Origin of the sequence: Vibrio sp. CB1-14 (genome assembly GCF_040412085.2) — a bacterium.
GTDB lineage: Bacteria > Pseudomonadota > Gammaproteobacteria > Enterobacterales > Vibrionaceae > Vibrio > Vibrio chaetopteri.
In genome coordinates, this window is sequence record NZ_CP115920.1 from 1,363,328 (window position 1) to 1,390,173 (window position 26,846).

Here is a 26,846-nt window from a genome sequence, read left to right on the forward strand (position 1 = left end):
CTTGTGGTCGGTGTTGACAGTGTATCGCTTGTCGGTACACTAGCCAAGACTAAAAACAATGAGAGCAAAGGATTTAACTGTGGAAGTACGACACGATTGGACGCATGCCGAAGTGCAAGAGCTGATGAGCAAGCCATTTATGGATCTATTGTTCGAAGCGCAAACTGTACACCGTCAACATCAGCAAACCAACCATGTTCAAGTTAGCACCCTGTTATCGATTAAAACCGGTGCTTGCCCTGAAGATTGTAAGTACTGCCCACAAAGCGCACGCTACAAAACCGATGTTGAAGCAGAGCGTTTGATGGAAGTTGAGCGCGTACTTGATGCTGCGCAAAAAGCCAAAAATGCAGGCTCGACACGTTTCTGTATGGGGGCGGCGTGGAAGAACCCCAAAGAGCGTGATATGCCTTTGCTCACCGATATGATTAAAGGCGTCAAAGAGATGGGTCTAGAAACCTGTATGACGCTAGGCATGTTGACGCCCGATCAGGCAACGCACCTTGCAGATGCTGGTCTTGATTACTACAACCACAACCTTGACACTTCTCCTGAGTTTTACGGCAATATCATCACGACCCGAACTTACCAAGACCGTTTAGATACGCTCAGCCACGTGCGTGATGCCGGTATGAAAATCTGCTCAGGCGGAATTATTGGCATGGGTGAGAGCGCCAATGACCGCGCGGGCTTGCTTATGGAACTTGCCAACCTTCCTGTTCAGCCAGAAAGTGTTCCAATCAACATGCTGGTTAAAGTTAAGGGAACACCGCTTGAAGAAGTGGATGATGTCGAGCCTTTTGACTTTATTCGTCTTATCGCGATTGCACGAATCATGATGCCGAACTCAGCGGTTCGTCTCTCTGCAGGACGTGAAGACATGAACGAGCAAATGCAGGCGTTATGCTTTTTGGCTGGCGCTAATTCTGTGTTCTATGGTTGTAAGCTACTTACCACACCAAACCCAGATGAAGATAAAGATCTTCAGCTGTTTAAAAAGCTCGGGATCAACCGTGAAGAAACCTCACAAAAACCGGATGAGGTGCAAGAAAACGATCTTCTTGACCAAGTAGTGAGCCGAGTCGCTGCGCGTCCTACCAAAGACGACCTATTTTATGACGCTAGCGTTTAATCAGCGCATTCATAAGGCGCTGGAAGAGAGAAAGCAGAGCGACTTATTACGCTCTGTCATCGCCTTAGAAAGGGGTAACCAAGCGGTTTTTCAAAACAATGGTAAGTGGTTTGATAATTTCTCGTCCAATGACTACCTCGGTTTAGCGGCGAGTGATGAGCTCAAACTTTGCTATCAGCAAGCCGTAAGTGACTATGGCGTTGGCAGCGCAGCATCACCGCTGGTGACGGGTTACTCAAATCAGCATCAAAGCCTCGAGTCTGCATTAACGGAATGGCTAGGGTATGACAGTGCGCTGTTCTTTTCTTCCGGATTTGCCGCTAATCAAGCCGTTGTTTTTGCATTGCTGCAAAAGGGCGATTTGCTGCTTCAAGATAAACTAAACCATGCATCATTGATGGAAGCAGGGATGCTGTGTGACGCTGAAATGAAACGCTATCGTCACTGCAATCAAGGGCACCTTGCTCAGTTGCTGCAGGCCGATAAGCCCATGATGGCAGTAACAGAAAGTGTGTTTAGTATGGATGGCGATATTGCCGATCTTGATGGCTTTGTCTCTCTGTGCAAGCAAGCGGGTGCGTTGTCCATGATTGATGATGCTCATGGTATCGGCGTGATTGGCGAGCAGGGCAATGGCGCAGTCGGAATGACAAGTAAACGCGCAGATATTCTGGTCGTGACATTTGGTAAGGCATTTGGCCTTAATGGTGCCGCTGTATTGTGCTCACGAGAAATGAAAGATTACCTAACTCAATTTGCGCGTCACTACGTTTACTCAACAGCGTTTTCAGCCGCCCATGCTGTGGCGATTACCAGAGCAGTCGCGATGATTCAAACGCAGCAATGGCGTCGAGAAATGCTGATTGAACTCGGCGCTATCTATGATGAAACGTTAAATGGAACGGCAGGTTTTGTTGCCACTAAAACGCCAATTAAACCTTGGCTGGTTGGCGAAGAAAGTGATGTTTTAGCACTTTGCGCTGCGTTAAAGCGTGAGCAGAGTTGGACGACGGCCATTCGACCGCCAACGGTACCCAAAGGCTCGGCGCGACTCAGGATTACGCTATCAGCCGCCCATGAAGCGAAGGCCGTTCAAAAACTTGCTTTCAATTTAAAACGACATTCGGAGGGATGCTAAATGTCAGAGGTATTAGCAAATCTTGTGAATTATCAGACCAATAAAGCTGCGATATCGGAGTCGTTTAGCCGCGCTGCTAGATTTTATGACCAGCACGCCGAGCTTCAGCGTTTGGTCGCTGATCGTTTATTGGCTTTGCTACCAAACGATTTGACAAGATATCGTGTTCTCGATTTAGGCTGTGGTACTGGGTATTGTTCTAAAGCGTTGTTGGAGCGGGGAGCGAACGTTGTATGTGCTGACTTGTCCAGTGAGATGCTTGCTGTTGCCGAACAGCGCTGCGGTGTCGAGCGAGTTCACTACCAAGTCGCTGACGCAGAGGCGCTGCCATTTGAAGACAATCGTTTTGATATCGTGATATCAAGCCTTGCATTACAGTGGTGCAGTGATTTAGCTGTGCCGCTTAGTGAGATGAAGCGAGTGACAAAACCCGGTGGAAGCCTACATTTTTCAACGCTTCTTGATGGCTCTTTACTGGAGCTGAAGCGTTCATGGGGCAAAATTGATGCATATCAACATGTCAACGACTTTACCTCTCTCAATCAGGTAAAAATTGCGTTAGCGCAATCTGAGTGCATCCACCATCAACTAGACTTGCCGAAAATAGTTATGTGGTATGAAACCGCTTTTGGTTTGATGAAAGACCTAAAAGGAATTGGAGCAACGCATGTTGAAGGTCGCTCCAAAGGGTTTACCAGTCGAGGTGCATTGAAGATGCTCGAACTGGAATACAAGCAGTACGCAAATCAAAACGGCCTATTACCCGCCAGTTATCAAATTTGTTTAGGATCAGTTGCATTATGATGAAAGCACTATTTATTGCAGGTACGGATACTGAAGTTGGGAAAACCGTTGTATCAAAAGCGATATTAAGTGCTGTTGGTGCACAAGGAAAAACGACGATAGGGTATAAGCCGTTAGCAGCAGGGTGTGAGAAGACCGAGCAGGGGTTACGTAACTCGGATGCGTTGCATCTCCAGCAGGCAGCGAATCTGAATGTTGATTACGATCTCGTCAACCCGTATGCATTGTCTCTACCAGCATCACCTCATATCGCGGCGATTGCTGATGACGTTGAAGTGGATTACCAAGTACTCTCTAACGTGCTAGAGCAACATAAACAAAACAGTGATTTTGTGCTGGTAGAAGGCGCAGGTGGTTGGCGCGTACCGGTATCAAAAGACGATTGCTTGTCGACTTGGGTTAAGCAAGAGAAGTTACCAGTCGTGCTTGTTGTGGGTATCAAGCTGGGTTGCTTGAGCCACGCGATGTTAACTGCTGAAGCCATCAAAGCGGATGGACTTGAGCTGGTTGGTTGGGTTGCGAATCGTGTTAACCCAGGCGTTGAGCATTATGCTGAGATCATTGAGATGCTGGAAAGCTCGATGGGCGCACCGAAACTGGGTGAAATTCCTTATGTACCTGGCTGCAAGAAACGAGATTTAGGTAAGTACATTAATCTTGAAGTCATTCGTTAATCAACGAGTAACAAATTAAGCGCTTTGCGCTTTAAAAAGCCCCTTGCGTATCAATTAACGCTTGGGGCTTTTTTGTATTGATTTCATACATAATTTATTAACTCCAGTCCGCTTTTTAATCAAATGTAACACTTTTCAAACTTTTTAACTGGTCATATCACTTTAGCCCTCTGATTTTTATTAAGTTTTATCAATTTACGCGATTTGGTAAAATCAATGTTAACTCTATGTGTTGAACGGGTAATCTCGGTATGGCATTCTGTGACGAAGCACAAGAGTTTCAATGCAATTGGGTTCAATGCTTAATATTGAGCGATAGTCCATTGTAATCTCGCCGCAAAACGATAATTTAGTGAAAAACCATACGAAAGTTATGGAGCTAATAAGGCCAAAAAACAAGCAAAATAAGGCCTCTCAAACGAATTGTATACAAGATTCAACGTTTGAATGATCGGTGTAGTAATCGACATTGTCATCCGTTAAAAACGACGCTAGATACCCCCCAATATATAACCTAAGTATCTAGCAACATGGAAAGCTGAAATAAAAACGGAGAAATCAATGGCTGGTGTTTTAGGAATGATCCTTGCTGGTGGCGAGGGTTCTCGCCTTCGTCCTCTTACGGAATCTCGCAGTAAGCCTGCAGTACCTTTTGGAGGCAGTTACCGTCTTATCGACTTTGCGCTCAATAATTTCATTAACGCGGACTTGATGAGAATTTATGTTCTTACCCAATTTAAATCCCAATCTCTCTATCAACACATGCGTAAAGGCTGGAATCTGACGGGGATTACCGACAGATTTATTGACCCAATCCCAGCGCAAATGCGTGACGGAAAGCGCTGGTACGAAGGGACTGCCGACGCTATCTACCAAAACGTTCGATTCATTGAACTGGCTAACCCTGAGCATGTCTGCATCTTCGGCTCTGATCATATCTATAAAATGGATATTCGTCAGATGTTGGACTTCCACAAACGTACCGAAGCTAAGCTGACCGTTTCTGCTCTGCGTATGCCACTCGCCGAGGCCTCTGAGTTTGGCGTTATCGAAGTGGACGAAAATGGCAAAATGATCGGCTTTGAAGAGAAACCAGAGAACCCTAAATCGATACCAGGTCACCCTGACATGGCGCTTGTGTCTATGGGTAACTACATTTTCGAAGCAGAGAGTTTGTGTAATGAGCTTCGCATTGATGCGGAGAATGAAAACTCAAGTCATGACTTCGGTAAAGACATCATTCCTAAGATGTTCCCTGAAGGCAGTGTTTATGTGTATGATTTCTCTACGAATAAAATTAGTGGTGAGAAGGATACTACTTATTGGCGCGATGTAGGTACCATCGACTCTTACTGGGCAGCTCACATGGATCTACTCCACGAAGACCCGGAGTTCTCGCTTTATAACCGTAAGTGGCCTCTACATACTTATTACCCGCCTTTGCCACCTGCGACGTTTGTCGATGCTGAGCACCAAAAAATCAAAGTGACGGACAGCTTAATTGCTGGTGGTAGTTACGTTCGTGGTTCTTCTATCTACAAATCGGTACTGGGTTTTAGAAGTAATATTGCTGCTGGTTCTGTAGTGAGTGAATCTGTTATTCTAGGTGACGTTAAGATTGGTGTGGGTTGTACAATCAAGCGCGCAATCATAGACAAAAATGTTGAAATTGCCCCTGGAACTGTGATCGGCGAGGATCTCGAGCTAGACGCGAAGCGTTTCCATGTGTCTCCAGGTGGCATTGTTGTCATCAAAAAAGGGACAAAAGTTGGATTCTAGAATGAGAAACATAGACGTATGGTTTCCAGTTTCAGAAGTTCAAGGGCTGATTAAAAGTGGAGGCTTGGCGGATGTCGCCAAGGCTCTGCCGAAAGCGCTTCAAGAACTTGGCAAGGAGGTAGCGATTACGCTACCTGGCTATCAGAAATTACCTAATAAGGATCAGTATGAGTTTGTGCTTGCCACTGAGCTGGAGCATTGGCCTCATACGCCTTATCAAGTTAAAAAAACCTATCTCGATGGGGTAGAAGTATACGTGATCGAGTGCGATCGCTATTTCGACCGCCCAGAGCTTTACGCTGAGCACAACCGAGCATACGCAGATAACGGCGAGCGCTTTGGTTTTTTCGCGGCTGCGAGTTTAGACGTTCTACCAAAGCTTGGTATCAAACCTGCAGTTGTGCATGCTAACGACTGGCATACAGCCCTCATCCCATTTCTGCTAAGAACGCGTTATGGCGAAGACACGCGCTTTGATGGTACGAAATCGGTACTGACGGTTCACAATGCCATCTTTAAAGGCATCTTTTCATACAGCCAGCTGGAAATCATTCCAGAGCTCCATCTCTCTGGAATGGAGTTTCTGCAATATGGTGAAGGTTGGGTGAGTACGCTGCGTGCGGGTATTGCCTTTGCGGACAAAATCAATGCGGTTAGCCCAAACTATGCCGCTGAGCTAGTGACGCCGCTAGGCTCTCATGGCCTTGTTGACGATTTTGTTCATCGCTCTAAAGATTTGCATGGCATAGTGAACGGGTGTGACTACTCTGAGTGGAACCCAAAACATGATGCGTTCTTGCCTGCCAACTACGGTGATGAGCTAGAAAGCATGTTGTCTGGGAAGCTCGCTTCTAAGACAGCACTTCAGCAAGAGTTAGGACTGCCTGAACGCAACGTTCCTATGGTGGGCATGGTATGCCGATTAACGCACCAAAAAGGTTTCCACTATATCTTGCCAATTTTGGACAAGTTCCTAAAGAATGATGTTCAGGTAGTGATTATCGGTACCGGTGAGCCACAAATCGCGTCTCATTTGAACGACCTTGCTGAAGAGTTTTCAGACAAGCTCAAGTTTGTTGAAGCTTATAGCAACCGCTTTGCTCACTTAGTTGAGGCTGCCTCGGATTTCTTCTTGATGCCTTCGGAGTTTGAAGCGTGCGGTCTTAATCAGATCTACAGTATGGCTTATGGCACTTTGCCTATCGTACGTAAGGTGGGCGGGCTTAAAGATACAGTGATTGATTTTGATGACGATCCAGTGAATGCAACGGGTTTTGGTTTTGATGAACCCTGCCATGATGCATTGCTGATTGTTCTGCAACGTGCACTGCTATTTTATCTGCAGCACCCTGAACAAATGCATGAAATGCAGCTACGTTCAATGCGTAAGGACTTTAGCTGGACTGAATCAGCGAAGGAATACATTAAGATGTATGACTTGGCACTCAGTCAGCAGTAAGCTCACTTTAAAAAAGCGGCAATCGCCGCTTTTTTTCATTTTTTAGCTACACTTATTAATCATTTTTACCAAATTCATCGATAGTTTTTGCCTGTCGTTAGGCGAATTATGGTAACTTACTTCCAATTGCATCAAGAATATTGAGTACTATGTCAGAGAGTTTGCTGTTTCATAAAACGTATCAACACCCTACCAGTAACGAGTGGGTGGTTTTTGTGCATGGCGCCGGCGGTAGTTCAAATATCTGGTTCAAACAAATCCGTGCTTATCGTGAACATTTCAATCTGTTGTTTATAGACCTTCGTGGCCACGGTAAGTCGAATCAGTTTCTAAAAGACATCATGTCCAATAAGTACACCTTTAAAGAGGTGACAATGGACATTGTGCGCGTATTGGATCATTTGAAAATTCAGTCAGCACATTTCGTTGGCATGTCTCTAGGAACTATCATCGTTCGCAATATTGCGGAGCTCGCGCACTCAAGAGTTCGCTCTATGGTGCTAGGTGGCGCTGTAACGCGTTTTAACACGCGTTCGCAGATCTTGGTGAAGATAGGCAACTGGAGTAAGCACATGATCCCTTACATGTGGTTATACAGCCTATTTGCTTACATTGTGATGCCACAGCCGGGTCAAAAAGAATCTCGTCACTTATTCGTACGTGAAGCGAAGAAGTTGTGTCAGAAAGAGTTTAAGCGCTGGTATCAACTGACAACAGAAGTGAATCCGCTTAACCGTTACTTCAAAGATCGAGAGTTGCCGATCCCAACTTTGTATTTGATGGGTGATAAAGATTATATGTTTATCAAGCCGGTCAAAGAGATGGTGGCTGAACACAAGTCCAGCCGACTTTTAGAGATTAAAGATTGTGGTCATGTGTGCAATGTTGAAAGGCCAGACGAGTTCAATAAGCACTCGATAGATTTCATCAAGTCAGTGGCATCTTAACTTGTTTTGGGGTTTGACAGTTCCAGCAAACCTCAAACTGTCCCTCATTGAGCTCATTACATGCAAAGCAATGCCAATCTGCGTGATTGGCATATTGGGTTTTTAACTGCCACTGCTTGATAATGGCTTTTGCCATCATTGATTGCTCAGTATCGAACAGCCAAACATAAGGCAGTGAGCTTTCGTCAAAAGGCACTTCACCTCTTAGCCCAAATACTCCCTCTCCGCGCACTTCGCAATGTATGCCCTCTGAAGCCAGTTGCTGCTGCACGATGTGAGTTTCTGGTGGGTTGTTGCCGATAAAAATCTTCATCTATTCTTGTACCTGCGGTGAGCGAGACAGTCGCGCCATGATCCATTTAGCGATGAGCGGGAACAAACCAAGTAGTGCAAAGGAAGCCAATACTGTCGGTGATACAATGCCAGACAGGCTATCAATGTTGGCAAGTTGCGTACCTGCGTTTAAGTACACGGCCGTACCAGGCAGCATACCAAGTTGACTCACCAAGTAGTATTTTGATGCGCGGATTGGCGTCAGACCCATCAATAGGTTAATCAAAAAGAACGGGAATACTGGGATGAGCCTAAGTGAGAACAGGTAAAAGGCACCGTCTTTTTCGACCCCTTTATTAATGGTATCGAGTTTAGAACCAAATTTACTCTGCACCCAGTCGCGAAGTAGGAATCGACTGCTCAAAAACGCCAATGTCGCGCCAATAGTGCTCGCGAAAGAAACCAGTAATAGACTTGTCCAAAAACCAAACAATGCAGCACCTAGCAAGGTAACCACTGCAGCGCCTGGAATCGAAAACGCAGTAATCGCGATGTAGGCAAAAAAGTAAGTGAGTGCCGCAGTAACAAAATTGGCATCGATGTACTCAGCCAGTGCGGCTTGCTGCGCTTTGGCGTTTTCGAGCGTAAGATGTTGACCAAAATTAACGCCTAAAAATACGATGATGGCAACCAGTACTAATCCAAGTATTAGCTTCTTGCTCATGACGATATCCTTTGTAATGTCTTAGTATTAGTGTAGTAGAAAGGGAGTGTGACCTTTTCCTTTCATCTAATACGAAAAAAATCAGCCATAAGGCTGATTTTTTATTGGGAAAACCAAGGGTTAGTTGATTAAGCTAGCAAGCTCTTCTCGTTTGGTTTGTGGTATCACAGACCAGTGAGTGCCGTTGATGGCGCCTTCTAGTGCCCATAGTAACTCGAGCCCAACTGAGCTAGAGTGGGTTCTTTGGATGGCTTTAAATGCCTCAACAGCGCCGTGCTGCTGTAGATCGCCCACAGATTCGATACCGGCTTTTTTAAGCATACGCTCAGTTGCCAGTCGTAAATTAGGAAGATCCTTTAATCGGTTTGGCTTCGCTTCAGACTGCTGCTCTTTTTCAGTTTTTGCAAACGCGAGCGCCTGTTTAGCATGAGTCAAGATAGCGTCTTGATCTTGCCAACAATCGTCTGGTAGTGCGAAGTACTTGGTTACCACGGGAAATCCACGCTTTTTATAAACGTATGGTTTGTAACCTAGCTTTTTAAAGGTGGAAATGGTCTGACGGTCAGTTCTGATATGTAATTTGTTATTCACTGCTAATGCAAACATCGTATCGTCTACGAAGATGCCAAATCCGCCGAACATGGATCGAGACTTTACTCTTCCAAGCTGAGCGAATAACTGCATTGAATCTTTTAGTATAGGATTATCCATGCTTATTCTTTTCTCGGTGTTATTGATTGTGTCACCAAAATCAGGTCCGAGAGTATAGCAAACGGGTGTCAGAGCTCTGTTAAGCCACTGCTATAACTGAGTCTTTGCCCTTGCCATCGGCAACCCCGCTACCTATCAATAAAAATTGGTTTAGGCCGGTGGCTTTGCGTCCCACCCTTTCAGATGGTTTGCCCTGTGCGTGACACATATAGCATATAGGAAAACTACGTAAGTTATTGATATGTGATCTTTGGAAATGTGATCTTAGTTCAAATAATGTTTGGTTGTTTGTGCCTCAAGGTGAATAAAAAATTGACAGCAGTAGGGGGGAATTTTGAATAGAGATCAAAAAGTGCCGAAATCGGCACTTTTGTCAGCGTTAGGTTAGGGCTTTGACAGAGTCACGTTCTACAATTTCTGGGTGCATTTCAAAAATGCGTTTTTCGTGACCTTTATCTTTGATTCGTTCTAGTAGAATCTCAAAGGCATTTTTACCAACACGTCGCTTCGGTTGGTGAACCGTTGTCAGCGGTGGCGAAAAGTATTCAGCCAGTTCAATATTGTCATAACCGATAACAGAGATATCTTCAGGTACGTTTACACCAAGCTGTTGAAGGCGACTCATAAGTCCAAATGCCATTGTGTCATTAAAACAGAACACGGCCGTTGGTCTCTCTTCCATTGCGGCGATGCGGTTAGCGGCGATTACCGCAGTATCACATTCAAAGTTACCTTCAAGAATACGATCTTCTTTCATCTCAATGCCGGCTTCCGCCAGTGCACGTTTATAGCCGATGATGCGTTCTTGGCATACCGCTTTTTCTAGGTGACCACTTAGACAGGCAATATCGGTATGACCTTTCTCAATCAAAAACTTAGTCGCTAGATAGCCACCTTCCTCTGAATTATCGATGATCTTATCGGCTTGAGAGCTCTCTGGACCCCAATCCATGATCACTTTTGGAATGTCTGCGTGACGGTCAAGCATCTCAAGAAGCTCTTCAGTCAAGTCGGAACACATCACCAAAATACCATCGACGCGTTTTTCTGCCAGCATGCGAATGTAGTCACGCTGCTTCTCGTAAACACCACCTGTGTTACACAAAATCAGTGTATAGCCTTGGCGATAGCAGTAACTTTCAACGCCATCGATAACTTCTGAGAAAAATAAGTTGGTCGATTGGGTGACCAACATACCAATGGTTTTAGTCGAATTGCACTTCAGGCTACGAGCAACAGCACTAGGCGCGTAGTTGAGTTCATCGACCGCCGCCATCACTTTTTCTTGCGTTGCTTCTGCAACAAAACGAGTTTTATTAATTACATGGGATACTGTGGTCGTGGAAACGCCAGCAAGTCGGGCGACATCTTTAATGGTTGCCATAGTGATATCCTATTAGTCGCGGCTTATTGAATTAGTGAGTAAACGTTTGTGCCGCTTTAATTTTAGTGGTTCCAGCGCTTTTGTGAATAAACGGATGTAAAAGCGGAAACCGGCAAGTGTATGCAAGCCTAGGCAGAATCAACAAATTGAGCTCAAAGCTCGATATTGCCACCTAAGTGGAGATGATTTTCTGTAATACCAATGGGCGATTGCATTTAAACGGCGAATTGTAGTCGCAGCTTAGTGAGCTGGCAATCATTTATCCCACAAATTTATAACTAAGGCGCAAAATTGACTCAGATGACTGAAAACCACGTTTGCGCCTTTAGTATGTGTCGCACCTATCAGTTGAAATCGGAGTTAGTCGTTTTCATCCGCAAGGTAGGTCAGGTCTAACAGACAGAAGGCGTGCAAGAGGCTTGCAGCAGCAGAGTAGAAGCCAAATTCATCAAACTGTTGGCACTTTTTAACAAACTGAGGCAACCAACTCATGAGATGAGTATTGATGAAGTCCGCTTGTTCGTGCAGTGCGTCGTTCTCCAGTTCGTTCGAACGGATGATAAGGTTACCTAGAAAATCGAGTTCGATGGCAAGGTGATCCGCTGGCTCATTGAGATCTTTATTTACTGCAATACCGTACTTGGCGAGTAGATCTGCCATTTCTTGCGCAGGTTGGTCGTTGAGTAGGCCAGAAGTACCAATGTACATTGAGGCATAAGGCAGTGCGCCATGCTTGTCGGTCTTTAAAAACAGATCACAAAAATCGGCAGAGAGCTCCAATTGAGCATCTTCACGTACTTGCAATCTATTGAGCGAATCAGTGAAGGTTTTGATTGGCTCCGACAGCGATGGGTTTTCACCAAGTCCGGTTAGAAACGAACGTATTTCTGGGCTGTGGTATTTGCTTAGCTCATCGTCGGTCAGCTCAGAAGCAAACAAGCTTGATAGCCACCAATAGATTTCCGCACGTTGCTCATTAAATGCTTTGATTTCTTGCATTTGTATTGTCTCCAAAAATGATACTTCTATTTTAGCTAATAAAGATGAATAGCAATAACGTGTTGTGTGAATAAATAAGTTAATTTATTAAAAAATATGAAAAATAGTGCTTTGTCAGATGTTTGTGCGATTTGGTTTTTGTTGCATATGCTATTCGACGGTTTTGGTTGTCTTGAATCAAAAAAAAGTAGGTTTGTGCTGTTCGATGCTGTAGTAGACTAGAATTGTGAATGGTTATGAATAGAATGACACGGTCATTACAGATTGAGATAGTACAGATATGAAATATCACGTTTTGGTTGTAGAAGATGACGTAGTCACTCGCAGTAAGCTCGCTGGCTATTTCGAAAATGAAGGCTATTTGGTCAGTGAAGCCCAAGATGGCAATGAAATGCGTCAGGTTCTGCAAGAGTCGAGCATCGACTTGGTGATGCTTGATATCAATCTTCCGAAAGAAGATGGCTTAATGCTGACTAGAGAACTGAGAAGTCAGTCTGATATTGGTATTATTTTGGTGACCGGTCGCACTGACAGCATTGATAGAATCGTTGGTCTTGAAATGGGCGCGGATGATTACGTCACCAAACCGTTTGAGCTGCGTGAGCTGCTGGTACGAGTGAAGAACCTGCTGTGGCGCATTGCGCTAGCGCGTAAGCAGCCGGTGTTGGAGTCATCCACTCAAAATGAGCATGTCATTCACTTTGGTGAATGGGCGTTTGATAAGCAGCGTCGTTCTTTAAGCAATAACGGTGATCCGGTTAAATTGACGAAGGCGGAATATGAGCTTCTGGTCGCACTCTCGACGTATCCGAATCAAGTGCTGAGCCGTGAGCGGATTTTAAATATGATCAGCCACCGAGTAGATGCGCCAAACGATCGAACGATTGATGTGTTAATTCGTCGCATGAGAGCGAAAATGGAAATGGATCCTAAGAATCCACAGATTTTTATTACCGTTCATGGTGAAGGGTACATGTTCGCTGGCGATTAACATTAATAGACAGTTAACACCTTGTATTAGCTCCAGTTACCAAAAAGGTAACTGGAGCTTTTTTTATGGGAGCAAGTTTGCCTTCTGCCGCGATATGTTGCTCCGTTACCGATTTTTTTTGTTAGATGACTCGCGTAGTGTTTCTCTTCCTTTTTCGCAACCCGAGTTGACGGATTTGTTGAACTAATTTGAAGAGGGTTGCTTTGATAATGTCGGGCTGGTGTACGGTTGGCGCGTCTTATCGAACCTAACTCAACTTCATTAAAACTTGGTTCAATAAAAGGATGTTCTATGACCAATGTGATTTCTCAACCCAAGCTTACTGCTGCGCACAAACCAGCGGCGGGATTTAGGTTTGCAGCATTACCCGCAGTGGCCTTGTTAGCTGCAAGTTCACTTTACACAGCCCCTGCAATGGCTTTTCAATGCAGCGCGTTGGCGGTTTGGGATCCCTCTGCGACGTACAACGGTGGCAACGAGGTTCAATGGCAGTCTGCGGCTTATAAGGCCAATTGGTGGAATGTGAATGTCGATCCCGAGCAAAATTCAGCGCCTTACCAAGAGTGGTCGAAGCTTGGTGATTGCTCCAGCGGCGGCGCGAATATCGCTCCGTCTGTTTCAATTCTCTCACCAGAAAATAATGCACAGCTAGCGGTTGGTAATGTCGTGACCTTCTCTGCCACGGCAGGGGATACTGATGGCACGGTAACTGAGGTCGTGTTTGCTTTAGGTGGGGTTGCTTTGGCAACGCTAACAAGTGCCCCTTATACGACTGACTGGCTGACAGAATTGGGTAGTTACCAGTTAACGGTAACGGCAACAGACGATAAAGGCGCAACGACTGCAGCTTCTCAGTCATTTAGTGTTGCTGATGCCACTAACCAGCCACCAAGCGTAACGCTTCAAACCTCTAACTCTCAGGTCAACGTAGGCGATCAAGTGACTTTGACCGCTTCACCTTCGGATAGTGATGGCACCATTACTCAGGTCGATTTTGTGGTAAGTGGAGCCGTCGTTGATTCTGTCACCACACCACCATGGCAAACGGTTTGGAGTGCAGCTTCTGCCGGCGACTATGTTATCGAGGCTGTCGCGACCGACAATGCCGGAGCTCGCTCTCAGTCATCGTCAGTCACCGTATCAGCCATTGAATTTGCTGGTGGTAAATGTGCTGATGCCGCGGCCTATATTGCTGGCACTAGTTATCAGAGTGGACAGAATGTCACTAATAACGGCAGCTTGTATCAATGTTCGGTGGCTGGATGGTGTTCATCCGACTCGGCATGGGCGTATGAGCCTGGAACTGGCCTGTACTGGGAAGATGCGTGGAACAGCCTTGGGGCTTGTGCAACCGCTCCAGAAATTACGCTTGTCTCGCCAAGTGAAGGTCAAACATTATTGCTAGGTGCAGATGTAAACATTCAAGCTAGCATAAATGATGCTGATGGTACTGTAGTCAGTGCCGAAGCGAGCGTTAATGGCGCTTCATTAGGGCTACTTTCCGCTGCGCCTTATCAATGGACGTGGAATGCAATCGGCTCTGGAGAAACAACCGTTACGGTTGTGGCGACAGATGATGAAGGCAATACCAGCCAAGTTAACCGTACTGTGTCAATAACAGACCAGCCTTTGGTTACCGAGATCACTTCACCGGCTTCAGGCGACGTTGTCGCGGTAGGCAAAGCGGTCACGGTGACTGCTGATGTCAGCGCGCTACAAAGTGATGTCTCCAGTGCTGAGCTCTTCGTCAATGGCTTGTTAGTTGCAACGGATAATACGGCTCCTTATCAATTTAGCTGGACACCAGCAGCTATAGGCTCTTATCAGCTCAGTGTGACAGGTAAAGATACACAGGATAACTCAGCATCTTCAACCAGTGTAACGGTATCAGCTAAATCCGTGGTGCAGCCTAGGCACAAACTGATTGGCTACTGGCATAACTTTGTTAATGGCGCGGGCTGTCCGATCCCACTGAATCAAATGTCGAAAGATTGGGACATCATTGATATCGCGTTTGCTGACAACGATCGCAACAGTACCGGCAGAGTCCATTTCAACCTATACAATGGCGATATTCGCTCGAGTTGTGCACCAATAGATCCTGTTCAGTTCAAGCAAGACATCAAGGTGCTACAAGCAGAGGGTAAGATCTTTGTTCTGTCACTTGGCGGGGCTGAGGGGACTATTACACTAAATACAGATACTGATGAAGCAGCGTTTGTGGAGAGTCTAACGGCCATTATCAAAGAGTGGGGGTTTGATGGTTTAGATGTCGATTATGAAAGTGGCTCGAACCTTGTTCATGGTAGCCAGATCCAAACTCGCTTGCCGCGTGCATTAAAAGCGATTGAGACGAACATTGGCGGTGATATGTATCTGACAATGGCGCCAGAGCATCCTTATGTGCAAGGTGGAATGGTTGCTTACTCAGGGATATGGGGCGCGTATATTCCGCTTATCAATGAAGTGCGTGACACGCTCGATCTATTACATGTTCAACTTTACAATAACGGTGGGCTTGCTAACCCTTATACGACAGGAGCCGCACCTGAAGGGTCTGTAGATATGATGGTAGCAGCATCGAGAATGCTCACCGAAGGTTTTGAGCTTGCAGATGGCAGCCAATTCCTGCCACTTCGAGATGATCAAGTCGCTATTGGATTGCCGTCTGGACCGAGCAGTGCGAATTCAGGGCAAGCGCCAATTGCCAATATCGAAGCGGCGCTCGACTGTATGATCTCGCTGAATCGCTGTGGAACGATAGTACCTACAAAAACCTCGCCTAACTTTGGCGGTGTTATGACTTGGTCGATCAACTGGGATCAGCACGACGGTTTCAACTTCTCTGTTCCGGTGAAGGCGAAGTTGGATCAATTGAACGCACGATAATCACCAATGGTGGCTACATATGTGAGTTTGACATAGTAAAAGAGCCTCGCAATGAGGCTCTTTATTTTAGGGGAACTTTTAAAACTTACTGACTGGTAGCCGCTGCTTCATCGCTCTCGGACTCGTCATTTGGCGCAAGCTGTTGTTCAATTTCTTGCTGTTCTAATTGCGCGGGTTCTGCTGATTCGGTTTCAAACTCAGAGACCGAAAATGACAAATCTTGCATGCTCTCATTAGCAACCCAATCTCGTAGGCGCTGCCATAGTTGACCTAAGGTTTCATGCCAATAGCGCTCAGTCTGTTCAAGATAACGAGCTTGAGGTGTGTAGCGACTCCAAGCCTGCTCTACGTTCTCTTGAGCCAAAAAGTTTGTAGGCGCAGGATATGGGTTAAGGCCGGCGGCCTCAAACTCATACATTGCTCGCTGCATATGACTGGCTGATGTTACTAAGACCAGCTTTTTGCTTTGTACAAACGCCGATGCTTGTCTTGCTTCTTCCCACGTGTCTTTGGCAGCTTCAAGCAAAATAATATCGGGCTTTGCTACGCCAAGTGCGAGCGCTACTTTCGCCATGACTCTGGCATGACTGACATCAGTGCCACCGGCATAGCCGGACAAAATCAGTTTGCTTCCAGGATACATGCGCATGACGCGAATGCCTTCGGTTAAGCGCATCAAAGAAGTGCGAGATAACGCTGACGTTGGAGGAATATCGTCATCCACCACGTGACCACCGCCAAGCACCATCACATAGTCAATAGATTCATTAATGGGTAAAAAAGCGCTGTATTCACGCTCAAGCGGCATCAATAAACGGCTAGAGAGGGGCTGGAATGCAATAAGAAATGTCCCACACAGCGATACGAGAACCAGCAAGCTTCCAAACTTACGTCTTGCGGTAAACATGATAAGAAGCAATCCCAAGAAACCAAGGATTAGCATAGCAGGTAAAGGCATTAGTAATGCAGACACCAGCTTTTTCAGCTCAAACATAGAATAATAGTCCGAAAAAACACCACTTAACGCTAAAAAAGGGACTTGCCCCTTTATTCCTGTCACTTATATGACAGAATAGCTGTACGACTGGTTATCTTAACTCAATAAACCGTGATGCAAGACCGTAATTTCGACGATATCGCCCACAAATTTGCAAAAAATATTTACGGCTCCGAGAAGGGAGAAATCCGCCAAACTATTGTTTGGGAAGATTTAACCCAGGCTCTTGCCGTGCTGGATGATACTAAAAAAACACTCAAAGTATTAGATGCGGGGGGTGGATTAGGTCAAGTTTCGCAGCGTATCGCTGAGCGCGGACACCATATCACCTTGTGTGACCTTTCTTCGGAAATGCTTAAGTTAGCCAAAGCAGAGGTTGAAAAAAACGGGTTACTCTCGCAATATCACTGGATCCACAGTCCAGTACAGCGTATTGCTGAGCACATGGAACAGCAAGTTGACCTAACTTTGTTCCATGCAGTGATGGAGTGGTTGGCTGACCCAAGGCCGGCCCTCGAAGCGGTATTACAACAAGTGAAACCTGGCGGTATCGCTTCTGTCATGTTTTACAATCATCATGGATTGGTATTTAAGAATGTCATTTGTGGCAATATTCCTCATGTATTAGATGGAATGCCGCATAGAAAAAGATTTAAGCTTCAGCCACAAAAAGGGTTGAAGCCTGAGGACGTGTATCAGTGGGTTGAAGAAGCCGGGTTTGAAATATGTGGCAAATCTGGCATTCGTTCATTCAGTGATTATATTGGCAATATGCAATACATGGGAGATTACACCGCTGAAGATGTTCTAAAACTGGAACAACAGCTGTGTCGCCAAGAGCCTTATCTCTCCATGGGTCGATACATACATGTATGGGCTAGGAAAAAACAATAACAGGAAAGACCATGAGTGATAACACTCTAAATGCTGATGACCGACCGATAGACGAGCTAGTCGGATGGGTCAAACAGCATGATTTTGCGTTGAATCTTTCCACTGAACGGTTGGCATTTCTCATCTCCATCGCGGTGTTGAGTAATGAAAGATTTGATGAAGAGCTGGGCGAGGGCGAGTTGCATGATGCATTTAAGATCGTCACCGGGCAGTTTGAGCAAACAGGCGAAGCCACCGCGTTTCGTGCGAACAATGCGATTAATGAACTGGTCAAGCAGCGCCTATTAAGCCGCTTTACCAGTGAAGTCAACGATGGGGCGAGCATTTACAGGCTCAGCCCTCTTGCCATCGGTATCACCGATTATTACGTCAGACATCGCGAATTCTCCAAGTTACGACTCTCAATCCAGCTTTCAATGGTGGCAGGTGAGATGGCAAAAGCCATTGAAGCCGCACAAGAAGGCGGGACGGTTGCTCATTGGCGTAAGAATGTATTTGGCGTGTTGAAATACTCGGTTGGCGAGATTTTCGATCAAATCGATCTTAACCAACGCGTAATGGATGAACAGCAGCAGTCGGTGAAACTTCAGATTGCAGAGCTGCTTAACAAAGATTGGCGCGAAGCGATCAACAACTGTGAGACTCTGCTTTCGGAAACTTCAGCAACGCTACGTGAGCTGCAAGATACGTTGCAAGCGGCGGGCGATGAGCTGCAAACCCAGATTTTAGACATTCAAGAAATCGTCTATGGCGATGATGAGCTCGAGTTCGTTGGTGAAGCTTTGTTCGGCTTGCAGATGAAACTCGACCGCATCATTAGCTGGGGTCAACAAGCGATTGATTTGTGGATCGGCTATGACCGCCATGTGCACAAGTTTATCCGTACTGCGATCGATATGGATCAAAACCGCGCCTTTAGCCAAAGGTTGCGCCAATCGGTCACAGACTATTTTGACTCACCTTGGTATCTCACTTATGCAGATGCCGAGAAGCTCACCGATCTTCGTGACGAAGCCCTTGTACTTCGCAATGCAGAAGTGACGGGTGCCGTGCCACTTGAAGTGGAATACGAAGAATTTGAACAAGTAAATGATGAGCTCGCTGAGCGAATTGGAGACATGCTTAAAGTGCATAAAGAACAAGGCTCTCCAATCGATCTTAGCTTGGTGCTACGCGACTACCTCGCGTCACATCCACATACTCATCATTTTGATCTCGCAAGAATTGTTGTAGACCAAGCCGTTCGATTGGGTTACTCCCAGTCTGATTACTCGGCTATTCAGCCAGATTGGCAAGCTATTAACGATTTTGGCGCAAAGGTACAAGCAAATGTTATCGACAAATATTGACGAATACATGCCAGAGAAGCTGGCAAAAGCGATCACCAACCCGCTGTTCCCTGCATTGGATAGTGCATTGCGTGCGGGTCGACACATTTCATCTGAAGACCTAGATAATCACGCACTGCTTTGTGATTTTGAGGTTGAGCTGGCCAGTTTCTATCAGCGCTACAACACCGAGTTAGTGAAAGCGCCGGAAGGCTTTTTCTATCTGCGCCCACGCTCGACGACATTGATCGGTCGAAGCGTTCTTTCAGAACTTGATATGCTGGTAGGTAAGGTACTGTGTTTCCTTTACCTAAGCCCTGAACGTCTTGCGCATGAAGGTATCTTTACTAACCAAGAGCTTTATGAAGAAATCCTAGCGCTTGCGGATGAAAAGAAGCTGATGCGCCTAGTGACTAACCGTGCGACTGGTTCGGATCTCGACAAAGAGAAACTGTTTGACAAAGTACGTACCTCACTGCGTCGTTTACGTCGTCTAGGGATGACCATTTCCATTGGTGATACCGATAAATTCCGTATCAGCGAAGCGGTATTCCGCTTTGGCGCTGACGTTCGTGTTGGTGACGATATGCGTGATGCGCAGCTTCGTCTCATCCGTGATGGTGAAGCCGTGGTGCATACACAAGCACCATCGCAAGGCAGCTTGATCCCAACGGATGAAAGCAGCGACTCGGTTGAGTCAAATGACAACGATACAGAGAACAATCAACAGGAGGCGGACGCATGATTGAAAGAGGTAAGTATCAATCGATGACGATGGTCAACTGGAACGGCTTCTTTGCGCGTACCTTTGACATCGACACTCTAGTCACCACGCTTTCTGGTGGTAATGGTGCGGGTAAATCCACCACTATGGCATCGTTCATTACGGCGCTGATTCCAGACCAAAGCCTTCTGCACTTTAGAAATACCACGGAAGCGGGTAGCTCTCAGGCGTCTCGCGACAAGGGCTTGTACGGTAAGCTTCAGCCTGGTACCTGTTATTCTGCGCTGGATGTGGTGAACTCACGCAACCAACGCGTTTTGTTCGTGGTTAAGCTACAACAAGTCGCAGGTCGTGATAAGAAAGTGGATATTAAGCCATTTATTGTTCAAGGTTTGCCGAGTAGCGTAAAACCGACCGACATTCTGATTGAAGCGGTATCGGATAATCACGCTCGCGTGCGTCCAATCAATGAAGTCAAAGACGCTGTAAGCGCAATGGAAGGCGTGCATTTTAAAGCCTTTAACTCGATTGTGGATTACCACGCGCAGATGTTTGAGTTTGGTGTGCTGCCAAAGAAACTGCGTAACAGCAGCGATCGTTCTAAGTTCTATCGTCTGATTGAAGCCTCGCTCTACGGTGGTATCTCGAGTGCAATTACTCGTTCACTTCGTGACTACCTACTGCCACAAAACGGCGGCGTGAAGAAAGCGTTCCAAGATATGGAATCTGCGCTTCGTGAAAACCGTTTAACGCTAGAAGCGATCAAGACCACCCAAGCTGACCGTGATCTGTTTAAGCATCTGATCACCGAGTCGACCAATTACGTGGCAGCTGACTATATGCGCCATGCTAACGAGCGTCGTAACAAGCTTGAGACAACGATGAAGCTTCGTGGCGAGCTGTTTGGTTCTCGTCAAACGCTTATCGCGCAAAACGAATTGCTCAACAAAGTTCAGCAAGAGCTGACGCTGTTAGTTGAGAATGAATCGGGTCTAGAGCAAGATCATCAAGCGGCGCAAGACCACCTATTGTTGGTACAAAACGCGCTTCGTCAGCAAGAGAAGATTGAACGCTACCAAGAAGATCTTGAAGAGCTGAATGAGCGTCTTGAAGAGCAGATGATGGTCGTAGAAGAAGCGACTGAGCGTAAGCTTACCGCTGAAGAGCAAGCGACATTTGCTGAAGAAGAGGTGGATAGCCTTAAGACTCAGCTCGCTGATTATCAGCAAGCGCTGGATGTTCAGCAGACGCGTGCACTGCAATATCAGCAAGCGGTACAAGCCCTTGAGAAAGCACGTAACCTGCTTGAGAACGAATCATTGAATCAAGATGGCGCAGCAGAAACACTGAGCCAACTAAAATCGCAAGAATCACAAAGTACTACTGAGCTTCTTGAGCTTAAACACCGCCTTGACATGTCATCGGCCGCTGCACAGCAGTTTGAACAAGCACTGTCGCTTGTTAAGCAGATTGCGGGCGATGTAGGGCGCAGTGAAGCGAGCCAAGTTGCGAAATCGGCGATCAAGCAAGCGGATGAGCATCGTCAGCTACTGAAAAGTGAATCTCAGCTTCGCGCGCAATATCGTGAACTTGAGAAAAACATTGAGCGTCAGCAGCAAGCGCAGAAGCTTGCAAGCGAACTTGGTGATGCAGGAATCCGTGTTGATAGCGAAGCGGATCTCGAAATGGAAGCGGAGAGCCAACGCGAGCGCGTGCTTGAGTGTGAACAGCAGCTTGAAGCGATTCGTGGAGCATCTGGCGAAACAAAGCAGCGCGAACAAGAGTTTGTGTCTGAGATCAGCAAGCTAGAAGGTTATGCGCCGAAATGGATCAAGTCTTTTAATGCGCTTGAAGATCTTTGCGAGCAAAGCGGCATGGAGCTGGTGGATCGTGCAGATGTCATCAGCTCAATGCAAACCACTAATGACAATGAGCGTAAGACCTCTTTCGAACGTGACTCGCTGGCGAAACGCCGTGAAGAGCTAGAACTTGAGATTGAACGCCTTGCCTCCCCTGGTGGTTCGAACGATCCTCGCTTGAAAGGTCTTGCCGACACGCTTGGTGGCGTTCTGCTGTCTGAGATTTATGATGATATCACTATCGGTGATGCACCTTACTTCAGCGCGATGTACGGCCCTGCGCGTCATGCCATCGTGGTATCAAATCTCGACGGCATCAAAGAAAAGCTGGTTGAGCTTGATGATTGCCCAGAAGATCTTTACATCATTGAAGGTGACATCGATGCCTTTGATGACAGCTCTTTCGATGCGGATGAGCTTGATGGTGCGGTGTGTGTTCAGCTTAACGAACGTCAACTACGTTATTCACGCTTCCCTAAGATCCCATTGTTTGGCCGTGCAGCACGTGAACAGCGCTTAGAGCTACTACGTGAACAACGTGAAGAAACGGTAGAAAAACACGCAAAAGCGGCGTTTGATGCACAAAAAATGCAGCGCCTATACCAAGCGTTCAATGCGTTCGCAGCAGAGCACATGCAGCTGGCGTTTGAAGCGGATCCTGAAGTGGAACTGGCACGTTTACGCGAGCTTCGCAGTCAGGTAGCACGAGAGCTGAATGACAACAAACAGCGTGAGCAACAAGCGAGTGCGCAGCTGTCGAAATCGAAGCAGTGTGTGACCTTGCTGGATCGTCTATCTATCAGCGCGAACGTGCTATTTGATGAGACTCTGGTTGAGCGTCATCAAGAGCTTCAAGCTCAAATTGAAGATCTCAATGGCGCTAAGAGCTACATTCAGCAACATGGCGCGGCGGCTGAAAAACTGGCTGCGGTAGTCAATGTTCTCGACAGCGATCCAGAGCAATTTGATGCGCTGACTAGCCAATATCAAAATGCCGATAAAGCCCTGCAAACGCTAAAAGCACAGATCTTTGCCGTTGCGGATCTTGCTGAGCGTCGTCCTTACTTTGCTTATGCAGACTCAATGGACATGCTCAACCAAAGCAGTGAATTGAGCGAGCAGCTCAAAGCGAAACTGGTGCAAGCGGAAGCTAGTCGTGCACGTCTACGTGAAGGGCTAAAGCAGGTTCAAGAACAAGCGAACCAGTACAACCAAGTATTGGCGTCACTTAAGAGCTCGCACCAAGCTAAGTTAGAGACGGTTCAAGAGTTCAAAGCTGAGCTTCAAGAGTATGGCATTGTCCCTGACGAATCAGCGCTTGAACGTGCCGAGAAGCGTCGTGATGAGCTACACCTAGCACTGCAAACTTCTCGCACTCGCAAGTCTGAGTATGAGAAGACGATGACGTCGACAGAGCTTGAGATGAAGGGTCTGGCTAAGCGTCTTAAGAAGGTTCAGAAAGAATACATTGAACTGCGCACCTACGTGGTTGCCGCAAAAGCGGGTTGGTGTAGCGTACTTCGTCTGGCGAAAGCGAACGATGTTGAGCGCCGCCTGCATAAGCGCGAACTGGCGTACATGAGCGCGGGCGAGCTTCGCTCTATGTCGGATAAGTCTTTGGGTGCATTGCGTCTTGCTGTCGCAGATAACGAAGATCTTCGCGATTCACTTCGTCAGTCTGAAGATACTTCGAAGCCAGAGCGTAAAGTTCTGTTCTACATTGCCGTCTATCAACACCTTCGCGAGCGTATTCGTCAAGACATCATCCGTACTGACGATCCGGTAGAAGCAATTGAAGAGATGGAAGTGGAGCTAGCGCGCCTAACAGAAGAGCTAACTCAGCGTGAAAACCGTCTTGCGATCAGTTCTGAGTCAGTGTCGAGCATCATTAAGAAGACGATTCAGCGTGAACAGAACCGTATTCGTATGCTAAACCAAGGCTTGTCGAACATTCACTTTGGTCAGGTTAAAGGCGTTCGTTTGAATGTGAAGATCCGCGAAAGTCATGAGCAGTTGCTGGTGGCGCTAACGGGTGAGCACAAAGATCTGTTTGAAACCTCGCGTTATACCTTCTCGGAAGCGATGGCTAAGCTATTCCAACGCGTCAACCCGCATATCGATATGGGTCAGCGCTCGCCGCAAATATTGGGTGAAGAGCTGCTTGATTATCGTAACTACTTAGAGCTAAGCGTTGAAGTAAATCGTGGCTCTGACGGTTGGCTGCAAGCGGAATCTGGCGCGTTATCAACAGGTGAAGCGATCGGTACCGGCCAGTCAATTCTGTTGATGGTAGTGCAGAGCTGGGAAGAAGAGTCTCGTCGTCTGCGTAGCAAGGACATTCTGCCGTGTCGCCTGCTGTTCCTAGATGAGGCCGCGCGTCTGGATGCTAAGTCGATTGCGACGTTGTTTGAGCTATGTGACCGTCAGGGTATGCAGCTATTGATTGCAGCGCCAGAAAACATCAGCCCAGAAAAAGGCACCACCTATAAGCTTGTGCGTAAAGTGTTTAAAGACCATGAGCATGTACATGTAGTGGGTCTGCGTGGCTTTGGTGAGAACAAGCGATTAGAAGATGCTGAACAGCTCGTTGAGCAAGCAACGGTTTAGTGATTAGATTCTAATTCAGTAAGCAAAATCCGATATTGGTGTCCAATATCGGATTTTTTGGATCTGTAGTACTCAATTTGTTTTTAATCTGAAACTTGTCTGCATGTCAGACCCACCCCATATTTAAGGGGTGATAAGAATATTTTATCCTGCTGTGAGGAGCATTCATGAAAGGTATCATCTCTATCCAGTCTCATGTCGTGTATGGGCATGCAGGCAACAGTTCGGCCGTTTTCCCAATGCAACGAATGGGGTTTGAGGTTTGGCCTATTCATACGGTTCAATTTTCGAATCACACTCAATATCAGCAAGGCTGGAAGGGTAAGGCATTCTCCGCAGATGATATATCTGAGTTAGTCTCAGGCATTACCAATATAGAGCAGCTTAAAAACTGCCAAGCGATATTATCTGGTTATCAGGGAAGTGCGGATCAATGCCTCGCAGTTCTTGATGCAGTTCGCCAGGTCAAAGCTCAAAACCCTAATGCGATTTATGTGTGTGATCCTGTCATGGGCGATCCAGAGAAGGGTTGTATTGTTCCGCAAGGTACAACTGAATACTTGGTCAACGATGTGATGCCAAGCGCTGATGTCATTGTGCCGAATCAATTCGAGCTGGCTCAGTTTACCAATATGGACATCACTGACTTAGAGACTGCGGTAGCTGCCTGCCATGAGGCTTTATCGCGTGAGCCGAAAATGGTGTTGGTAAAACATCTACATAGTGTTTCTGATGACCAGTTTACCATGATGCTGGCGACAGAAGCGGGGTGCTTTATTGCGCAGCGTCCTCATCTTAAGTTTGCTAAGCAGCCAGTGGGAGTAGGGGATCTGATTTCTGCGCTATTCACCGCCGGACTTTTGAAAGGCTGGTCGGCCGAGCGGGCATTTGAGCATGCCAATAACGCGAGTTATGCGGTACTTAAGGAAACGCAGCAAAGAGATGAATGGGAGCTGCAAACCATTGCGGCGCAGGAAGAGTTGGTGGATCCAATGGAGCGTTTCCCAATCACTAAGGTGTGATAAAGAAAAACCGAAGCGAAGGTGCTTCGGTTTTTACCTAGAGGCCTACTCACTGTCGATCTTTTTGAGGAGATCGCCTTTCACAATTTCAAGTGCCTCTAAGGCGACTTTTGGGTCGATCTCATTGCTCTCGAATAAGAAAATCAGATCCACGGCGAGTTTGATTTCCTCTGGAGCACTGTCTAAGCCTGTTTCATTCGACATTAGATAAATTTCATCCTTTGATTGATCGTGTATTGAATCTGGTTCATAGCGCTGCGGCACCGTTGCAATCTTTGCTCTGTTTCTATGAGTGATTGCTCATCATGCGGGTTTTGTTCTTTGTCGCGAACTAACTGACACAGTTTTTGCTCCCAAACCTTATGCTGAGCAAGTGACGCTTTAAGTTCAGCCAGTGATTTCTGCTGAGTGGGATCTTGTTTAATGTTGAGAGGCGCTGCGAGCACTCTCTCGAGCGCTTCCAACTGACATGAAAACTTCTCTACCAGTGCTTCAGACGTACCTTGGTTTGTTGAGTGCTGACTGAGTGTTACGATTTTGTTGAGCAAGGACGTCGTTTCAATGACACAAGGCAGGGTACGAAAGCCGCCTGATTGAAACAGATGCTCATCAAACAGTCGTACTTTTTCCTGCTTATTTGAATCATCAAACGCTTTGGCTTTTTGCTTGAGAATTCGTAATCGTGACTTGAGTTGCTCGAGTTTCATCAGCCGTATACTCTAATGCCGTGGCCTATAGCCATGCGTCATAGGCAAGTTTGATTGCTAGGATACTCACTACCGTTACAAAGATAGGTCTAATAAACTTAGCACCAAATCGAATTGCCGAATGCGCTCCAATATACGCACCAGCCATCAAACAGACGCCCATGGTCAAACCAAGTACCCAGTTAATATGGCCGAGCACCGCAAAGGTTATCAGCGAGGTAAAGTTACTGGTGAAGTTCATCGCTTTGGATAGGCCAGAAGCAAACAAGATGTTTAAGCGATACAGTGCCATTGAGCTTACTGTCCAAAACGCACCAGTACCAGGTCCCGCTACCCCGTCGTAAAAGCCAAGCGATAATCCTTGAAGATACTGCTTGCGGTTGAATTTAGGACAGCCAACGTTAACTTTGCTGTGCTCTCCTTGAGGAGAGCGATGGAATACGGTGTAAAGCGCCGCGGCTAGAATCACCAGCGGTAGCACTTTTTCTAGCCACTCGGTGCTGATCATATCGACAACTAGTGTGCCGAGTGTCGCTCCAAATAACGTCGCTACGAAAGCTCGGCGCCAACATTCAGGCTTAAACAGTCTTTTTCGATAATAGGTAAAAGCCGCCGTCGACGAAGCAAAGGTCGCAGCAAGTTTATTGGTGCCAAGAGCAATATGAGGAGGAAGCCCTAATGACAGTAGTGCTGGCACGGTCAACATGCCACCACCGCCGGCAACAGCATCAATAAAGCCCGCAGCAAAAGCCACGATTGCCAAGATAACCAACATACTTGGTTCGATAAATTCCATCGAGACGA

General features: G+C 46.5%; 23 protein-coding genes and 1 riboswitch. Of the genes, 14 read left to right on the forward strand and 9 right to left on the reverse strand.

The genetic code is table 11. The annotated features are described in order from the left end of the window. The first annotated feature begins 79 nt into the window (after positions 1-79). The 7 genes from bioB to PG915_RS06215 all read left to right on the forward strand — a co-directional run bounded on the left by bioB (position 80) and on the right by PG915_RS06215 (position 7,933). Positions 80-1,132 carry a biotin synthase BioB gene (bioB, locus tag PG915_RS06185; RefSeq protein WP_353498325.1) on the forward strand — a complete coding sequence of 351 codons (1,053 nt, stop codon included), beginning with the start codon at positions 80-82 and terminating at the stop codon, positions 1,130-1,132. Further along, the gene (locus PG915_RS06190) at positions 1,116-2,270 is read left to right on the forward strand and encodes an 8-amino-7-oxononanoate synthase (RefSeq protein ID WP_353498326.1); all 1,155 of its coding nucleotides are present in this window, start codon (positions 1,116-1,118) and stop codon (positions 2,268-2,270) included. The genes bioB and PG915_RS06190 overlap by 17 nt, the downstream gene beginning before the upstream one ends. After that, positions 2,271-3,074: a malonyl-ACP O-methyltransferase BioC gene (gene bioC, locus PG915_RS06195; RefSeq protein ID WP_353498327.1), complete on the forward strand. Its 804-nt coding sequence runs from the start codon at positions 2,271-2,273 to the stop codon at positions 3,072-3,074. It abuts the gene before it with no gap. Then, entirely contained in the window at positions 3,071-3,748 is a 678-nt protein-coding gene (gene bioD / locus PG915_RS06200; protein WP_353498328.1) for a dethiobiotin synthase, read from the forward strand. The genes bioC and bioD overlap by 4 nt, the downstream gene beginning before the upstream one ends. Positions 3,749-4,309: 561 nt before the next feature. After that, positions 4,310-5,527 (forward strand): glucose-1-phosphate adenylyltransferase, encoded by a 1,218-nt coding sequence (gene glgC, locus PG915_RS06205; RefSeq protein WP_418641588.1) that lies wholly within the window; start codon positions 4,310-4,312, stop codon positions 5,525-5,527. A gap of 1 nt (position 5,528) precedes the next feature. Next, positions 5,529-6,986, forward strand: a complete 1,458-nt coding sequence (gene glgA, locus PG915_RS06210; RefSeq protein ID WP_353498329.1) for a glycogen synthase GlgA — start codon at positions 5,529-5,531, stop codon at positions 6,984-6,986. A gap of 149 nt (positions 6,987-7,135) precedes the next feature. Further along, the gene (locus PG915_RS06215; protein ID WP_112462002.1) at positions 7,136-7,933 is read left to right on the forward strand and encodes an alpha/beta fold hydrolase; all 798 of its coding nucleotides are present in this window, start codon (positions 7,136-7,138) and stop codon (positions 7,931-7,933) included. On the opposite strand, the gene PG915_RS06220 is transcribed toward PG915_RS06215, so the two are convergent. The 5 genes from PG915_RS06220 to torD all read right to left on the reverse strand — a co-directional run bounded on the left by PG915_RS06220 (position 7,914) and on the right by torD (position 12,024). Further along, positions 7,914-8,246: a putative signal transducing protein gene (locus PG915_RS06220; protein ID WP_353498330.1), complete on the reverse strand. Its 333-nt coding sequence runs from the start codon at positions 8,244-8,246 to the stop codon at positions 7,914-7,916. The two genes, PG915_RS06215 and PG915_RS06220, sit on opposite strands and share 20 nt — an antisense overlap. Then, positions 8,247-8,930 (reverse strand): TVP38/TMEM64 family protein, encoded by a 684-nt coding sequence (locus tag PG915_RS06225; RefSeq protein WP_112462003.1) that lies wholly within the window; start codon positions 8,928-8,930, stop codon positions 8,247-8,249. A 120-nt stretch (positions 8,931-9,050) separates the two neighbouring features. Further along, positions 9,051-9,641: a TfoX/Sxy family DNA transformation protein gene (locus tag PG915_RS06230; protein WP_353498331.1), complete on the reverse strand. Its 591-nt coding sequence runs from the start codon at positions 9,639-9,641 to the stop codon at positions 9,051-9,053. A 115-nt stretch (positions 9,642-9,756) separates the two neighbouring features. Further along, positions 9,757-9,844: riboswitch (cyclic di-GMP riboswitch) on the reverse strand. Positions 9,845-10,020: 176 nt separating this feature from the next. Then, positions 10,021-11,025, reverse strand: coding sequence for an HTH-type transcriptional repressor PurR (gene purR / locus PG915_RS06235; RefSeq protein WP_353498332.1), 1,005 nt, complete (start codon positions 11,023-11,025; stop codon positions 10,021-10,023). A 360-nt stretch (positions 11,026-11,385) separates the two neighbouring features. Then, positions 11,386-12,024, reverse strand: coding sequence for a molecular chaperone TorD (torD, locus tag PG915_RS06240; RefSeq protein WP_353498333.1), 639 nt, complete (start codon positions 12,022-12,024; stop codon positions 11,386-11,388). Positions 12,025-12,304: 280 nt separating this feature from the next. Here torD and torR point away from each other — a divergent pair, with 280 nt between their 5' ends. Both torR and PG915_RS06250 read left to right on the forward strand, forming a co-directional pair. Beyond that, the gene (gene torR / locus PG915_RS06245) at positions 12,305-13,015 is read left to right on the forward strand and encodes a two-component system response regulator TorR (protein WP_353498334.1); all 711 of its coding nucleotides are present in this window, start codon (positions 12,305-12,307) and stop codon (positions 13,013-13,015) included. A 414-nt stretch (positions 13,016-13,429) separates the two neighbouring features. After that, complete coding sequence (locus PG915_RS06250; protein ID WP_353498672.1) at positions 13,430-15,904, forward strand: Ig-like domain-containing protein; 2,475 nt, start codon at positions 13,430-13,432, stop codon at positions 15,902-15,904. Positions 15,905-15,989: 85 nt separating this feature from the next. On the opposite strand, the gene elyC is transcribed toward PG915_RS06250, so the two are convergent. After that, the gene (gene elyC, locus PG915_RS06255; protein WP_353498335.1) at positions 15,990-16,898 is read right to left on the reverse strand and encodes an envelope biogenesis factor ElyC; all 909 of its coding nucleotides are present in this window, start codon (positions 16,896-16,898) and stop codon (positions 15,990-15,992) included. 114 nt (positions 16,899-17,012) lie between these two features. On the opposite strand from elyC, the gene cmoM reads away from it, so the two are divergent. The 5 genes from cmoM (at position 17,013) to pdxY (ending at position 25,335) form a co-directional block, all read left to right on the forward strand. Then, on the forward strand, positions 17,013-17,795 hold the full coding sequence (gene cmoM / locus PG915_RS06260; protein ID WP_353498336.1) for a tRNA uridine 5-oxyacetic acid(34) methyltransferase CmoM: 783 nt from the start codon (positions 17,013-17,015) through the stop codon (positions 17,793-17,795). An 11-nt stretch (positions 17,796-17,806) separates the two neighbouring features. Next, the gene (gene mukF, locus PG915_RS06265) at positions 17,807-19,144 is read left to right on the forward strand and encodes a chromosome partition protein MukF (protein WP_353498337.1); all 1,338 of its coding nucleotides are present in this window, start codon (positions 17,807-17,809) and stop codon (positions 19,142-19,144) included. Continuing rightward, entirely contained in the window at positions 19,125-19,868 is a 744-nt protein-coding gene (gene mukE / locus PG915_RS06270) for a chromosome partition protein MukE (protein ID WP_353498338.1), read from the forward strand. Before mukF ends, mukE begins: the two co-directional genes overlap by 20 nt. Beyond that, positions 19,865-24,313: a chromosome partition protein MukB gene (mukB, locus tag PG915_RS06275; protein ID WP_353498339.1), complete on the forward strand. Its 4,449-nt coding sequence runs from the start codon at positions 19,865-19,867 to the stop codon at positions 24,311-24,313. Before mukE ends, mukB begins: the two co-directional genes overlap by 4 nt. Before the next feature lie 167 nt (positions 24,314-24,480). Then, positions 24,481-25,335 carry a pyridoxal kinase PdxY gene (gene pdxY, locus PG915_RS06280; RefSeq protein WP_353498340.1) on the forward strand — a complete coding sequence of 285 codons (855 nt, stop codon included), beginning with the start codon at positions 24,481-24,483 and terminating at the stop codon, positions 25,333-25,335. Positions 25,336-25,380: 45 nt separating this feature from the next. On the opposite strand, the gene rsmS is transcribed toward pdxY, so the two are convergent. The 3 genes from rsmS to PG915_RS06295 are packed head-to-tail and all read right to left on the reverse strand — an operon-like array spanning position 25,381 to position 26,838. Then, positions 25,381-25,539, reverse strand: coding sequence for a pleiotropic regulatory protein RsmS (rsmS, locus tag PG915_RS06285; RefSeq protein WP_353498341.1), 159 nt, complete (start codon positions 25,537-25,539; stop codon positions 25,381-25,383). Further along, a complete protein-coding gene (priC, locus tag PG915_RS06290) occupies positions 25,539-26,042 on the reverse strand; it encodes a primosomal replication protein PriC (protein ID WP_353498342.1) in 504 nt (167 codons plus the stop codon). Before priC ends, rsmS begins: the two co-directional genes overlap by 1 nt. A gap of 25 nt (positions 26,043-26,067) precedes the next feature. Then, the gene (locus PG915_RS06295; RefSeq protein ID WP_353498343.1) at positions 26,068-26,838 is read right to left on the reverse strand and encodes a sulfite exporter TauE/SafE family protein; all 771 of its coding nucleotides are present in this window, start codon (positions 26,836-26,838) and stop codon (positions 26,068-26,070) included. Positions 26,839-26,846 lie beyond the last annotated feature (8 nt).

What these genes read in the sequence shown, in the direction of transcription:
- torR (WP_353498334.1), top strand. Translation starts at nt 12,305, where the DNA reads ATGAAATATCACGTTTTGGTTGTAGAAGATGACGTAGTCACTCGCAGT.
- purR (WP_353498332.1), bottom strand. Translation starts at nt 11,025, where the DNA reads ATGGCAACCATTAAAGATGTCGCCCGACTTGCTGGCGTTTCCACGACC.
- bioC (WP_353498327.1), top strand. Translation starts at nt 2,271, where the DNA reads ATGTCAGAGGTATTAGCAAATCTTGTGAATTATCAGACCAATAAAGCT.
- PG915_RS06190 (WP_353498326.1), top strand. Translation starts at nt 1,116, where the DNA reads ATGACGCTAGCGTTTAATCAGCGCATTCATAAGGCGCTGGAAGAGAGA.
- mukB (WP_353498339.1), top strand. Translation starts at nt 19,865, where the DNA reads ATGATTGAAAGAGGTAAGTATCAATCGATGACGATGGTCAACTGGAAC.
- priC (WP_353498342.1), bottom strand. Translation starts at nt 26,042, where the DNA reads ATGAAACTCGAGCAACTCAAGTCACGATTACGAATTCTCAAGCAAAAA.
- PG915_RS06230 (WP_353498331.1), bottom strand. Translation starts at nt 9,641, where the DNA reads ATGGATAATCCTATACTAAAAGATTCAATGCAGTTATTCGCTCAGCTT.
- elyC (WP_353498335.1), bottom strand. Translation starts at nt 16,898, where the DNA reads ATGTTTGAGCTGAAAAAGCTGGTGTCTGCATTACTAATGCCTTTACCT.
- mukE (WP_353498338.1), top strand. Translation starts at nt 19,125, where the DNA reads ATGTTATCGACAAATATTGACGAATACATGCCAGAGAAGCTGGCAAAA.
- torD (WP_353498333.1), bottom strand. Translation starts at nt 12,024, where the DNA reads ATGCAAGAAATCAAAGCATTTAATGAGCAACGTGCGGAAATCTATTGG.
- PG915_RS06295 (WP_353498343.1), bottom strand. Translation starts at nt 26,838, where the DNA reads ATGGAATTTATCGAACCAAGTATGTTGGTTATCTTGGCAATCGTGGCT.
- rsmS (WP_353498341.1), bottom strand. Translation starts at nt 25,539, where the DNA reads ATGTCGAATGAAACAGGCTTAGACAGTGCTCCAGAGGAAATCAAACTC.
- glgA (WP_353498329.1), top strand. Translation starts at nt 5,529, where the DNA reads ATGAGAAACATAGACGTATGGTTTCCAGTTTCAGAAGTTCAAGGGCTG.
- PG915_RS06215 (WP_112462002.1), top strand. Translation starts at nt 7,136, where the DNA reads ATGTCAGAGAGTTTGCTGTTTCATAAAACGTATCAACACCCTACCAGT.
- bioD (WP_353498328.1), top strand. Translation starts at nt 3,071, where the DNA reads ATGATGAAAGCACTATTTATTGCAGGTACGGATACTGAAGTTGGGAAA.
- pdxY (WP_353498340.1), top strand. Translation starts at nt 24,481, where the DNA reads ATGAAAGGTATCATCTCTATCCAGTCTCATGTCGTGTATGGGCATGCA.
- mukF (WP_353498337.1), top strand. Translation starts at nt 17,807, where the DNA reads ATGAGTGATAACACTCTAAATGCTGATGACCGACCGATAGACGAGCTA.
- glgC (WP_418641588.1), top strand. Translation starts at nt 4,310, where the DNA reads ATGGCTGGTGTTTTAGGAATGATCCTTGCTGGTGGCGAGGGTTCTCGC.
- PG915_RS06225 (WP_112462003.1), bottom strand. Translation starts at nt 8,930, where the DNA reads ATGAGCAAGAAGCTAATACTTGGATTAGTACTGGTTGCCATCATCGTA.
- PG915_RS06220 (WP_353498330.1), bottom strand. Translation starts at nt 8,246, where the DNA reads ATGAAGATTTTTATCGGCAACAACCCACCAGAAACTCACATCGTGCAG.
- PG915_RS06250 (WP_353498672.1), top strand. Translation starts at nt 13,430, where the DNA reads ATGGCTTTTCAATGCAGCGCGTTGGCGGTTTGGGATCCCTCTGCGACG.